At 63.7% G+C, this 11,464-nt stretch carries 15 protein-coding genes; 2 read left to right on the top strand and 13 right to left on the bottom strand.

The features are described from left to right. Positions 1–4: 4 nt before the first annotated feature. Positions 5–622, top strand: coding sequence for a superoxide dismutase (locus tag ACP8JZ_RS07080; RefSeq protein WP_021104924.1), 618 nt, complete (start codon positions 5–7; stop codon positions 620–622). A 117-nt stretch (positions 623–739) separates the two neighbouring features. On the opposite strand, the gene ACP8JZ_RS07085 is transcribed toward ACP8JZ_RS07080, so the two are convergent. The 13 genes from ACP8JZ_RS07085 to secY form a co-directional block, all read right to left on the bottom strand. Beyond that, positions 740–1,393, bottom strand: coding sequence for a hypothetical protein (locus ACP8JZ_RS07085; RefSeq protein WP_484482326.1), 654 nt, complete (start codon positions 1,391–1,393; stop codon positions 740–742). After that, positions 1,390–2,574, bottom strand: a complete 1,185-nt coding sequence (locus ACP8JZ_RS07090) for a glycosyltransferase (protein ID WP_484482821.1) — start codon at positions 2,572–2,574, stop codon at positions 1,390–1,392. Before ACP8JZ_RS07090 ends, ACP8JZ_RS07085 begins: the two co-directional genes overlap by 4 nt. A 310-nt stretch (positions 2,575–2,884) precedes the next feature. Next, positions 2,885–3,388 (bottom strand): 50S ribosomal protein L17, encoded by a 504-nt coding sequence (gene rplQ / locus ACP8JZ_RS07095; RefSeq protein WP_484482327.1) that lies wholly within the window; start codon positions 3,386–3,388, stop codon positions 2,885–2,887. A gap of 294 nt (positions 3,389–3,682) precedes the next feature. After that, positions 3,683–4,720 (bottom strand): DNA-directed RNA polymerase subunit alpha, encoded by a 1,038-nt coding sequence (locus ACP8JZ_RS07100; RefSeq protein WP_023034321.1) that lies wholly within the window; start codon positions 4,718–4,720, stop codon positions 3,683–3,685. 255 nt (positions 4,721–4,975) lie between these two features. After that, a complete protein-coding gene (gene rpsD / locus ACP8JZ_RS07105) occupies positions 4,976–5,581 on the bottom strand; it encodes a 30S ribosomal protein S4 (RefSeq protein ID WP_021104992.1) in 606 nt (201 codons plus the stop codon). Positions 5,582–5,614: 33 nt separating this feature from the next. Further along, positions 5,615–6,019, bottom strand: coding sequence for a 30S ribosomal protein S11 (rpsK, locus tag ACP8JZ_RS07110; protein WP_021104917.1), 405 nt, complete (start codon positions 6,017–6,019; stop codon positions 5,615–5,617). 95 nt (positions 6,020–6,114) lie between these two features. Continuing rightward, positions 6,115–6,489, bottom strand: coding sequence for a 30S ribosomal protein S13 (gene rpsM, locus ACP8JZ_RS07115; RefSeq protein WP_021104916.1), 375 nt, complete (start codon positions 6,487–6,489; stop codon positions 6,115–6,117). Between the two features lie 429 nt (positions 6,490–6,918). Further along, entirely contained in the window at positions 6,919–7,032 is a 114-nt protein-coding gene (gene rpmJ, locus ACP8JZ_RS07120; protein WP_021104915.1) for a 50S ribosomal protein L36, read from the bottom strand. A 121-nt stretch (positions 7,033–7,153) separates the two neighbouring features. Further along, positions 7,154–7,375 carry a translation initiation factor IF-1 gene (gene infA, locus ACP8JZ_RS07125; RefSeq protein WP_021104914.1) on the bottom strand — a complete coding sequence of 74 codons (222 nt, stop codon included), beginning with the start codon at positions 7,373–7,375 and terminating at the stop codon, positions 7,154–7,156. Positions 7,376–7,617: 242 nt separating this feature from the next. Continuing rightward, the gene (locus ACP8JZ_RS07130) at positions 7,618–7,779 is read right to left on the bottom strand and encodes a hypothetical protein (RefSeq protein ID WP_155942685.1); all 162 of its coding nucleotides are present in this window, start codon (positions 7,777–7,779) and stop codon (positions 7,618–7,620) included. Between the two features lie 35 nt (positions 7,780–7,814). After that, positions 7,815–8,654: a type I methionyl aminopeptidase gene (map, locus tag ACP8JZ_RS07135; RefSeq protein WP_484482328.1), complete on the bottom strand. Its 840-nt coding sequence runs from the start codon at positions 8,652–8,654 to the stop codon at positions 7,815–7,817. Between the two features lie 6 nt (positions 8,655–8,660). Continuing rightward, a complete protein-coding gene (locus tag ACP8JZ_RS07140; RefSeq protein ID WP_484482329.1) occupies positions 8,661–9,245 on the bottom strand; it encodes an adenylate kinase in 585 nt (194 codons plus the stop codon). Further along, complete coding sequence (gene secY, locus ACP8JZ_RS07145; protein ID WP_021104910.1) at positions 9,242–10,564, bottom strand: preprotein translocase subunit SecY; 1,323 nt, start codon at positions 10,562–10,564, stop codon at positions 9,242–9,244. The genes ACP8JZ_RS07140 and secY overlap by 4 nt, the downstream gene beginning before the upstream one ends. A gap of 290 nt (positions 10,565–10,854) precedes the next feature. Between secY and ACP8JZ_RS07150 the strand changes: the two genes are divergently transcribed. Next, the gene (locus tag ACP8JZ_RS07150) at positions 10,855–11,439 is read left to right on the top strand and encodes a hypothetical protein (protein ID WP_306517276.1); all 585 of its coding nucleotides are present in this window, start codon (positions 10,855–10,857) and stop codon (positions 11,437–11,439) included. Positions 11,440–11,464: the final 25 nt, after the last annotated feature.

An 11,464-nucleotide genomic window follows, 5' to 3' on the forward strand; every position in this document is an offset into this window, starting at 1 on the left:
ACACATGGCTACTTACACCCTTCCCGAACTGCCGTACGACTACAGCGCCCTAGCTCCACACATCGCTCCCGAGATCATGGAGCTGCACCACGACAAGCACCATGCCACCTACGTCAAGGGTGCCAACACTGCCCTGGAGAAGCTGGCCGAGGCCCGCGACAAGGGCGACTTCGGCGCCATCAACCAGCTCGAGAAGGACTATGCCTTCAACCTGGGCGGCCACATCAACCACTCCGTCTTCTGGAAGAACATGTCCCCCAACGGTGGTGGACGTCCGGAGGGCAATGAGCTAGCCGCCGCTATCGACGAGTACTTCGGCTCCTTCGACAACTTCAAGGCCCAGTTCGAGGCCACTGCCAAGGGCGTTCAGGGCTCGGGTTGGGGCATGCTCGTGTGGGACACCCTGGGTCAGCGTCTCAACGTCATGCAGCTGTTCGACCACCAGGGCAACCTGCCGTCCAGCCAGATCCCGGTCGTGCAGCTCGACATGTGGGAGCACGCCTACTACCTGCAGTACAAGAACGTCAAGGCCGACTACGTCACCGCATGGTGGAACGTCGTCAACTGGCAGGACGCCGAGGAGCGCTTCACCAAGGCTCGCAAGATCAACGATCTGTTCTGAGGACTCTGCTGACTGAGGTCAGCCCCAGAGAGGGTTGATCGCAGCCGATGGACTTCATTACTCATCCCAGGATCCTGGCCCCGCCCCCACAGCGGGGCCAGATCTTTGTCCATCAGCTCAGACCGGCTCACCGAAATCCCGATAGACCCAGCGCGACACGGGTCTGCGGGTGAGCCAGGAGCGCCAGATGCTGCCCGCGACGATGGGAGCCAGGGCGAGCTTGCCGTCGATCATGGTGATGCGTCGCACCGGACGCACCGGCGTCACCGGAACGAAACTCACGGCACCAGCACGATCGGTCCGTCGCGAGGCACACACGTCCAGGGTTCGGCCCTCGAAGGTCACCTGCACCCAGGTGTGGCCGACGTGGTACCAGGGATGATTGTCCAGTCGCACCCGGGCGGCGTGAACCAGCTCCACGTCGAATCCCAGTGCGCACAGGGCCTTCGCCAGTGCCGCGTTGTACTGCGCCGAGGTGCCCTGCCCCGCGCGTAGCGCCTCCTCCGGCGACAACCCCAGGTGCCAGCAGGAGTAGTGGGTCATCATGTCGTGCACCATCGACGTGACCTCGTCGACGAGATCCCAACCGGTGAGCCCACTGGCACGTCCCGCGGCGATGACGTCGTGAATCGTCGACAATCGCCTGGTGACGCCGTCGGCCCCGCGCACCGTGGGGCGAGCTGGATCGGGAGTGGGGCGGGCGAGGAGGGGGACGGCATAGGTGACGGTGGCGCTAGCCAGTGCCACGGCAATGGCTCGGGACTTCTTCATCGCTCCTCCTGGGACTGCTGCGTGGTGGTGTCGGTGGGAGCCAGCAGGTCCTTGACGCCGTGCTTCTCCCGGTGGGCCGAGCGTGCGTCGACCAGGTTGTCCTTCCAGTAGGGTCGCCGCGCAATCCGTTCGGCGAGACCGGCATGGATCCTCAGCATCGTGCGCGCCGACTCCTGCCAGGTGAACTGTTCGGCACGGGCCCTGGCACTGGCACGCAGCTCAGGCCCGAGACGGTTGATGAGGGCAGTGGTGGCATCGGCGATGCCACTGGGATTGGGGAATCCGCTTGCACCACTACTGGCATCGACGAGTTCGTACGCTCCACCACGATTCGAGGTGACCACCGGGGTGCCGCAGGCCAAGGCCTCGAGCACCGCAAGTCCGAAGGTCTCGGTAGGACACACCGACATGGAGATGTCGGAGTAGGCATAGGCCCTGGCCACCTCGGTACGTGACTCGACGAAGCCGTGGAAGGTCACCGGACAGCCACGCGACTCCTCCTGCATGGCCTGCAGGTCGGGGCCGACGCCATACATGTCCATCTGGACGGGCAGTCCCCGTCGGTGCAGCTCCATGACGGCGCGCATCGCAAGTTCAGGGTTCTTCTCATGGCTCATACGACCCACGTAGCACAGCCGGACGACGCCACCACCCTGTGGTGTGGGCAGACCCGCCGGCCGCATCGCGGGGTGAAATGTCTCCAGATCCACCCCCAGCGGCACCTTGTGCAGTTCAGCACCGAGCCCGGAGAACTCCCCCGAGGAGTAGTCGGAGGTGACGACGATGACGTCGAACTGTTTGACGAGTCGCCGGTTGAGTGCCCCCACGGCAGCTTCCACACCGAATTGCCGGCGCAGCCACCCGGCGAGCATGTCGTCAAGCCGTTCGTGACTGAACAGCACCGAGCCAATTCCACGACGGCGTGCCCACCTGGCCGCCTGGGTGAGGGTCCACTTGTCGGACACCTCGATGGATGTCGGACGGAACCGGTCCAGGACACTGAGTGCACGCCACGGCGTCGCGATCATGCGGTACTGCTTGGAGATCTTCGGGGCAGCGACCTGAACGACGATGCCGTTCTCGGTCTCCTCGACGTGGTCGTGTTGACCGGGGACGACCAGGATGCGGTCGCACCCGGCTTGGACGTACTGCTTGCCCAACTGGTCGATGGCAACTTTCATGCCGCCGGAGACGGGCCCGACGAAGTTGGCGAGTTGGGCGATACGGAGTCGGTCGGTCACTTCTCCAGTCTATTTGTCTGCACCAAGGATGGCAGGCCCACTGAGGCACCATTCGGAAACGTCTGGTCCACGTCCACACCGCGACCTTCCGGTGGGAGGGCACCAGATGGCTGGACCACGGGCAAGAAAGAATGCGCAAGAAGTGTCGCCGAGATGTGCGGCGACACGACCCGGCAACTGGCGGACACCACACATGGCTGTGCCCCGCCGAGCGAACTCAAGCGGGGCACAGCAGAAAGTGGTAGGAGGATCAGGCCTTGTCGGCTGAGGTCTCCTCTGCCGGGGCATCGGCCTCGGAATCGTCGGCTGCGGCCGGCGTGGCAGGCGCGTCCTCGGCGGACTCGTCGGCCTGCGCAATCTTTGCCTTGACGTCGTCGGCGGTGTCCTTGGCTGCGGGCTTGTCGGTGACGAGTTCGATGACGGCCATCGGAGCGGCGTCACCCTTGCGGTCACCGATGCGGGTGATGCGAGTGTAGCCGCCGTTGCGCTCGGCCATCATCGGGGCGATCTCGGTGAACAGGACGTGCGAGACGCCCTTGTCGGTGATCGTCCTGTTGACGATGCGGCGGTTCGCGACGGTGTCCACCTTGGCGCGGGTGATGAGCTTCTCAGCGATCGGGCGCACCTGCTTGGCCTTGGCCAGGGTGGTCACGACACGACCGTGCTCGAAGAGCTGGCTGGTGAGGTTGCGCAGGATGATACGGCTGTGGGCGGCGTTTCCACCGAAACGCGGACCCTTCATCGGCTGTGGCATGTCTTAACTCCTTGTGGGTCGGCGCGGCGAGCAGGTGGACTCGCCACGATCCGGCTGGAGGGAGGACGGTTGCCCTCCCCTCCCCGCTGACGCGGGGGCTCGGCCAAGGTCCACCTCCTTGGCCACCACCCGTCAGCGACATGTCACCGACGGGCAGAAACTCTGAAATTGTAGCCCGCGCGTGGGGCGCGTGCCCAACTGCGCTGATCGTCATCACGATGTGGGGCAGCACACCACGCGGGGTGCAAGGGGTATCCCCCTTGCCGGTCGTGGCGCTTCAGGCGCCACGACCACTCAGTACTGCTCGGTCTCGGCGAAGTCCTCGTCGCCCTGGTCCTCGTCACCGGCCTGCTCGGCCTCGAAGTTGTCGGCGGCAGCCAGCGGGTCGAAGTCGGGGTTGGAGTCCTTGAGGGCCAGACCAAGTTCGGCCAGCTTCTCCTTGACCTCGTCGATCGACTTGGATCCGAAGTTGCGGATGTCGAGCAGATCCTGCTCGGAACGCGAGATGAGCTCACCCACGGTGTGGATGCCCTCACGCTTGAGGCAGTTGTAGGACCGCACGGTGAGGTCGAGATCCTCGACGGGGGTCGAGACGCTCTCGGCATACTGCTCGTCGACCGGGGCCGGCCCGATCTCGATGCCCTCGGCATCCTCGTTGAGTTCCCGGGTGAGGCCGAAGAGCTCGACGAGGGTACGGCCGGCAGAGGCAACGGCGTCGCGCGGCAGCATGGAGGGCTTGGTCTCCACGTCGACGACGAGACGGTCGAAGTCGGTGCGCTGCTCGACGCGGGTGGCCTCCACCTTGTAGCTCACGCTGAGCACTGGGGAGTAGATGGAGTCGACGGCCAGACGTCCGATCTCGGCGTCCGGGTCCTCGTTGAGGGCGGCGGAGACGTAGCCGCGGCCACGCTCGACGATGAGTTCCATCTCGATGCGTCCGTCATCGTTGAGGGTGGCGATGTGCAGGTCGGGGTTGTGGATCGTCACACTGGCCGGCGGGTTGATGTCGGCAGCAGTGACCTCGCCGGCACCGGACTTGCGCAGGTACATGGCGACGGGCTCGTCCTCCTCGGAGGACAGGACGAGCTCCTTGAGGTTGAGGATGATCTCGGTGACGTCCTCGACGACTCCCTCGATGGTGGAGAACTCGTGCTGGACGCCCTCGATCTTGATGCTCGTCACCGACGCGCCCGGGATGGACGACAACAGGGTGCGACGCAGGGAATTTCCGACGGTGTAGCCAAAACCGGGCTCCAGGGGCTCGATGACGAACTTGGAGCGGAACTCGGAGACCGATTCCTCGGTCAGGGTGGGACGCTGGGCGATGAGCATTTTTCTTTCCTTTCGCGCCAACCGCTATATGAAGGCGCAGAGGGGAACAGGATGACGGGAACTCCCCGCCGGGAGATTATTCGATTGTGACACCCCGGGCCGACCACAGCCGACCCGGGGAAAGCAGGATTGTGAGGGCTCGCCCCCTCACAAGATCCCGAACAGACCCAACCCCGAACACAACCATCCATCTGGTGGGCGCGCACAGGGCCATGACCCGCTCGGGGAATGCAAGGGGTCGCCCCCCTGCACCACTCACTTCGAGTAGAGCTCGACGATGGCCTGCTCGTTGACGTCGATAACGATCTGCTCGCGAGTCGGCAGCTGGTGGATGAGGATACGTCCCTTGTTGGGGCGGACCTCCATCCAGGCCGGGATCTGGCGGGTGTCCATGGTCTCACGGGCCACGACGATCGGGTGCAGGTCCTTGGACTTCTCGCGCACGTCGATGATGTCGTGGGCGCTCACCCGGTAGGAGGGGATGTTGACCTTCTTGCCGTTGACCAGGAAGTGTCCGTGGTTCACGAGCTGACGGGCCTGACGGCGGGTGGCGGCCAGACCAGCGCGGTACACGACGTTGTCGAGGCGCGACTCGAGGATCTGCAGCAGCATGTCACCGGTCTTGGCGTCGGAGCGGTCGGCCTCGACGTAGTAGCGACGGAACTGCTTCTCGAGAACGCCGTAGGCGTAACGCGCCTTCTGCTTCTCGTGCAGCTGCTGGGAGTACTCGGAGTCCTTGGTGCGTCCGCGGCCGTGCACACCCGGGGGGTACGGGCGGCGCTCGAACGACTTGTCGTTGCCGACGAGATCGGTCCCGAGACGACGGGACTTCTTGGTGAGTGGGCCGGTGTAACGGGCCATGATGTATCAGTCCTTTTGTGCTCTGGGAGGGGATCAGACGCGGCGACGCTTGGGCGGGCGGCATCCATTGTGCGGAACGGGGGTGACGTCGGAGATCGGTCCGATCTCCAGACCGATGGCACCCAGCGACCGGATGGCGGTCTCACGACCGGATCCCGGGCCCTTGACGAACACGTCGACGCGCTTGAGGCCATGCTCCATGGCACGGCGTCCAGCAGCCTCGGCGGCCATCTGAGCGGCGAACGGCGTTGACTTGCGCGAGCCCTTGAAGCCGACGGTGCCGGCGGAGGCCCACGAGATCACCGCACCAGTGGGGTCAGTGATGGCGATGATGGTGTTGTTGAACGTGCTCTTGATGTGCGCCTGACCGGCGACGACGTTCTTCTTCTCCTTGCGGCGCAGCTTGGGTGCGCCGCCCCTACGGCCTGCAGTAGCCATTGTCTCTTACTCCTGTTCGGTGTGGTCTGCGCAGAAAGTCGGCGAGTGGCCCGGATCGACCATGTGACCTGAGTCACATGGGACGGGGTTCACACTCACTTGGCCTTCTTCTTGCCGGCAACAGCCTTCTTGCGGCCCTTGCGGGTACGGGCATTGGTACGAGTGCGCTGACCACGAACGGGCAGACCGCTGCGGTGACGGCGTCCCTGGTAGGAACCAATCTCGATCTTGCGACGAATGTCGGCGGAGACCTCGCGACGAAGATCACCCTCGACCTGGTAGTTGTTCTCGATGTGGTCACGCAGGGCGACGAGCTGCTCGTCGTTCAGCTCGTGGACGCGCAGGTCACCGCTGATACCGGTGGCCTTGAGAGTCTCCAGGGCACGGGTGTGTCCGATTCCGAAAATGTAGGTCAATGCGACCTCGAGGCGCTTGTCGCGCGGCAGGTCGACTCCAACGAGGCGTGCCATGTGGCATCCCTTTCATCATTGACGACCCTCGGTGAGGGCCGCGAAGGTGTCTGGCGTGGAGCGTCCTCATCACCTGTGGTGGCTGTGGACGAGAATGGTTCGTCCGATGAGGCCCCAGCCTTCGTCCGGGGGTGGTGGCCCAGATCCGTGCTCGATGGTTTCGAGCTGGGTCCCGGGACGTGCATCCACGTTTGTGGGTCATGACCACACACCGGACCTGTGAGCTTCCGGTGCGGCCCCGGCAGCGCTGATGCGCATTCGCAGGCGATGGTCATGGTTGACGACATCTGAGGATGTCGTCTGCGATCTTCAGTTGTGCAGTTCGTACGCCACACTCGTCTGGCTGGCGAGTCTGACGGTGGACCTCAGAGGTCGAACCTCTGCATTCCTGCTGGCGCGATGGCCTGCGATCCCGTCCGCGGCGAGGGCTCAGCCCTGACGCTGCTTGTGGCGCGGGTTGTCGCAGATGACCATCACGCGACCGTGGCGACGAATGACCTTGCACTTGTCGCACATCTTCTTGACGCTCGGGCGAACCTTCATCAAGCATCTCTTTCGCGTAACGATCCCCTGCAGGGATCTGGATGGATTTCTCAGAGCACGGAAAGCACTCTGAGAGGTGCACCTGATTCGGTGCCTGTGCTGGAACCGCCAGCGAGCAACGTCACTTGTGACGGTAGACGATGCGACCACGAGTCAAGTCGTAGGGAGACAACTCAACGACGACGCGGTCTGACGGCAGAATACGAATGTAGTGCTGACGCATCTTGCCACTGATGGTGGCAAGGACGCGGTGTCCGTTGGTCAACTCGACTCGGAACATGGCGTTCGGCAGTGCCTCGACAACAGTTCCCTCGAGCTCGAGCGCCCCTTCTTTCTTGCCCATTACGTCCTATTCGCTTGACTGTCACACCCACTCCGGGCGTGAATGATTCCGCGCACACGAAACCAAGGGTCAAGAATAGTGGACGAGTGGATCATTCCCAAATCGGGTCGCGGATCGCCAGGTCATCTCCTCAGAACCCGTCATCGACAGCGACCACGGGAATGTCATGCGCCGATGCAAGGCAGGGCAGACCGCCACGTCACATCGATCCGAGAGTCACGTCTGTCCACCCGCACCCTGCCTCAGATGACGAAACCGAGGGTCATGCCGAGAACGATCAGCGCGACGAGGACCCATACGACGATCTTGTGACCTGCCCGAGCAGAGCCGGCCGATTCCTCGGCATGACGCAATTCCTCCGGATCCTCCGGAACGTCATCGTATGGTTCGACATCGCTCGGCATCGCATCCCCCTCGCTCCCGTGCAACGGCCGGCACTTCAGCACAGGGGCGCGAAGGGCACTCCCCTGGCCTCGAGTTCGGCCTGGCCACCATCGGGCTCGGTGAGCACCCACAGGCCACCGGGGGTCACGGCAACGGTGTTCTCCCAGTGTGCGGCCCAGGAACCGTCGATGGTGCGCACGGTCCACTCGTCATCCAGGACGTCGTTCTCGTCATCGCCCAGGGTCACCATGGGTTCGACGCACAGGCACATGCCCTCGGCGATCCTGGCTCCCCGTCCAGGGCGCCCCCAGTTGGGCACGTCGGGGTCCATGTGCATCTCGGTACCGATACCGTGTCCGGTGTATTCGCGCACGATGCCGTAGGGGTGGTCCCAGGACTCCACCGAGGCCTGCACGGCAGCTGAGACGTCACCAATGCGATGACCGGGACGAATCTGCGTGATGCCTGCCCACATGGCTTCCCGGGTGCGTTCGCTGAGCAGACGGGCCTCCTCGGACACCTCCCCGACGCAGAAGGTCCGTGCGGCATCACCGTGCCACCCCTCGACGATGGCACCGAAGTCGATCGAGACGATGTCGCCGTCGTGCAGTTCGCGCTCGTCGGGTATGCCGTGGACGATGACCTCGTTGACGCTCACGCACGCCACGCCCGGGTAGGGCGGGATGCCCCACTCGGCTCCGTAGTTGAGGAAGTTCGACTCCGCACCGTGGGCACGCAGCACCTGCCGACCGGCTCGGTCGATGTCGGCCGTCGTGGCGCCGGGCACCGCGGCCCTTCCCATCTGCGCCAGTCCCTCGGCAACGACGAGGCCCGCACGACGCATCGTGCGGATCTCATCGGGGGCCTTCGTCTGTATGCGGTGACGACCCAACATCAGGTCTCAGTCCTTGGCGTTCGAGGTCTTGTCGTCAAGGGCAGCGAGGACGCGCTCGCGAACCGCGTCGATCTCACCGACCCCATCCACCGTGATGAGCAGCCCGGCCTTCTCGTAGTGGTCCAGGAGTGGCTGGGTGAGGTCGGTGTAGACCTCCATGCGATTGCGGATAGTTTCCTCGTTGTCGTCGGAGCGCCCCTCGATCTGCGCACGCTTGAGCAGCCGCTCGATGAGCAGCTGCGGATCGACGTCAAGGCTGACGACGGCATCGAGTGCCTGGCCATGCTCGGTGAGGTACTCGTCGAGGGACTGAACCTGGTGCATGTTGCGTGGGTAGCCGTCCAGCAGGAAGCCGTCGGCGGCATCGTCCTGGTTCAGTCGATCGGCGATGATGGCATCGGTGAGCTCATCGGGGACGAGGTCGCCGGCGTCCATGATGGACTTGACCTTCTGGCCGAGTTCGGTGCCGTTCTTGATATTGGTGCGGAACATGTCCCCGGTGGAGATGGCCGGGATGCCGTAGTGCTCGGCGATTGCTCCGGCCTGAGTTCCCTTGCCGGCGCCCGGGGCGCCCATGATGAGCATTCTCATGATGTGAGGAATCCTTCGTAGTGACGTTGTTGGAGCTTGCTCTCGATCTGTTTGACGGTGTCCAGGGCCACACCCACGACGATGAGGATACTGGTGCCGCCGAACGGGAAGTTCTGGTTGGAGTGCAGGTACACCAGCGCCAGGGTCGGGATCATCGCGATGAGGCCGAGGTACAGCGAACCGGGTGCCGTGAGACGGGAGAGCACATACGCCAAGTAGTCCTCCGTGGGCTTTCCGGCCCGTACTCCCGGGATGAAGCCGCCGTACTTCTTCATGTTGTCGCTCATCTCAACCGGGTTGAAGGTGATCGACACGTAGAAGTAGCAGAAGAAGATGATGAGCAGGAAGTAGACGATGTTGTAGAGCGGGTGGTCACCACGCACGAAGTAGTGGTTGATCCATGCAGCGCCCTTCGACTGGGGACGGAACATGGCATAGAGCACCGGCAGGTACAGGATCGACGAGGCGAAGATCACCGGGATGACGCCGGACTGGTTGACCTTGAGCGGGATGTAGGTGGTGGTACCGCCGAACATGCGTCGACCAACCATGCGCTTGGCGTACTGCACCGGGATGCGGCGCTGGCCCTGCTCGATGAAGATGACGGCTGCCATGACCAACAGTCCGACGGCGAGAACCAGCAGGAAGATGAACCAGGCATGGGCCTGACCAGCACCATTGCGAGAGGTCTTGATCTGCCACATGGCCCCGGGGAACCGAGCGGCGATCTGGGTGAAGATGAGGATGGACATGCCATTGCCGACGCCGCGCTCGGTGATGAGCTCACCCAGCCACATGACGATGGCGGTACCGGCGGTCATCGTGAGCACCATGACGACGACGAGGAAGATGTTCTCGTCATAGACGATGGGCAGCTGACAGGTCTGGAACAGCGTGCCCGAAACAGCCATGGTGACGAATGCGGTGGCCTGCAGAACGCCCAGCACCAGCGTGAGGTAGCGGGTGTACTGGGTGATCTTGTTCTGCCCGGCTGCACCCTCCTTCTTCAGCGCCTCGAGCTTGGGAATGACGACCGTCAACAGCTGCAGGATGATCGATGCCGTGATGTAGGGCATGATTCCCAGCGCGAAGATCGCCAGCTGCAGCAGCGCACCACCGGAGAACATGTCGATCATCGTGTACAGGCTGGCAGCGCCACTGGAGCTGGCCTGCGCCTGGCAGGTGTGGATGTTTGCCATGTTGACATTGGGTACGGTGAGCACCGACCCCAGTCGGAAAATAGCCAGGATGCCAATCGTGAAGAAGATCTTCTTGCGTAGGTCTGGCGTCCGGAACGCATTCGCGAAGGCGGAAAGCATCCGTGTCCGCTCCCATCATCTCGTGCTTGGTAATCGAGGTGTCGCGCCCCGAACCGGGCTCATCGACACGACTCGACTGGGGTAGCCTATCAATTCCGAGCCCACACACCACATTTTGGAGCAAGCTCCTAGGCTGAGGATCGGAGGTTCCGGCCCAGAGCGCCCCTGCCAGGCATGTGCTGCCTGACACATGGCCCCGGGCGATGGGCACCCCATCATGGGCAACACCGTCAACCTACAACCCCGCCCCAACCGTTCGTCCGACACGAGTTCCCAGTCCAGGAGCCGACATGCGACCACCTGTCATCATCTCTTCCCATGCAGGACGCATCGGAACCACGGTGATTGCGGTGATCTGCCTGTGCCTGCTGGTGTGGGACGCCAGCAGGATCGGCCTGGCCTCTGGGCTGACGCACCTGCCCACCATCGGGTTGTTCCTGTGGATGGTGTGGCTGTTCTGGGGACTTGCCGCGGTGCGTATCGACGACGACGGCGTCCACGTCATCAACCAGTTCCGCATCTGGGACGTCTCATGGGCAGCACTGACCTCGGTGAGTCCGCACTGGGGACTCACCCTCACAGCCGACCCTGCCGAGGGAAGGACCAGGAAGGTACGGGCCTGGGCCGCTCCTGCCCGGGGTTCACACGGACGCCTCACCGGCCAGGACGGTGGCCCAGCACACACGCACACCGAGATCATTGACGGTGCGCAGCGCCCCGTCCGGCTGAGTCTGGACGCCGCAGACACGGCCCACCTCATCGAGATGGAGCAGGTGGAGCGTCATCCCGATGGCCCCGCAACCGTTGCCATGCGCCCCAACTGGGTGACGATCGGCATCACTGCCGCCCTCGTCGTGCTGTCCATCCTCATGTGAGCCCGACTGTCCACAGCGCCGACGG

The sequence above is a fragment of the Cutibacterium sp. LaCa_286 genome (genome assembly GCF_057198075.1).

Bases quoted from the DNA above. Each gene is read 5' to 3' on its own strand.
- rpsM (WP_021104916.1), bottom strand. From the start codon at position 6,489: ATGGCACGCCTCGTTGGAGTCGACCTGCCGCGCGACAAGCGCCTCGAG.
- rpsD (WP_021104992.1), bottom strand. From the start codon at position 5,581: ATGGCCCGTTACACCGGCCCACTCACCAAGAAGTCCCGTCGTCTCGGG.
- map (WP_484482328.1), bottom strand. From the start codon at position 8,654: ATGTTGGGTCGTCACCGCATACAGACGAAGGCCCCCGATGAGATCCGC.
- ACP8JZ_RS07130 (WP_155942685.1), bottom strand. From the start codon at position 7,779: ATGCCGAGCGATGTCGAACCATACGATGACGTTCCGGAGGATCCGGAG.
- rpmJ (WP_021104915.1), bottom strand. From the start codon at position 7,032: ATGAAGGTTCGCCCGAGCGTCAAGAAGATGTGCGACAAGTGCAAGGTC.
- rplQ (WP_484482327.1), bottom strand. From the start codon at position 3,388: ATGCCACAGCCGATGAAGGGTCCGCGTTTCGGTGGAAACGCCGCCCAC.
- ACP8JZ_RS07085 (WP_484482326.1), bottom strand. From the start codon at position 1,393: ATGAAGAAGTCCCGAGCCATTGCCGTGGCACTGGCTAGCGCCACCGTC.
- infA (WP_021104914.1), bottom strand. From the start codon at position 7,375: ATGGGCAAGAAAGAAGGGGCGCTCGAGCTCGAGGGAACTGTTGTCGAG.
- rpsK (WP_021104917.1), bottom strand. From the start codon at position 6,019: ATGGCTACTGCAGGCCGTAGGGGCGGCGCACCCAAGCTGCGCCGCAAG.
- ACP8JZ_RS07090 (WP_484482821.1), bottom strand. From the start codon at position 2,574: ATGAAAGTTGCCATCGACCAGTTGGGCAAGCAGTACGTCCAAGCCGGG.
- ACP8JZ_RS07080 (WP_021104924.1), top strand. From the start codon at position 5: ATGGCTACTTACACCCTTCCCGAACTGCCGTACGACTACAGCGCCCTA.
- ACP8JZ_RS07150 (WP_306517276.1), top strand. From the start codon at position 10,855: ATGCGACCACCTGTCATCATCTCTTCCCATGCAGGACGCATCGGAACC.
- ACP8JZ_RS07140 (WP_484482329.1), bottom strand. From the start codon at position 9,245: ATGAGAATGCTCATCATGGGCGCCCCGGGCGCCGGCAAGGGAACTCAG.
- ACP8JZ_RS07100 (WP_023034321.1), bottom strand. From the start codon at position 4,720: ATGCTCATCGCCCAGCGTCCCACCCTGACCGAGGAATCGGTCTCCGAG.
- secY (WP_021104910.1), bottom strand. From the start codon at position 10,564: ATGCTTTCCGCCTTCGCGAATGCGTTCCGGACGCCAGACCTACGCAAG.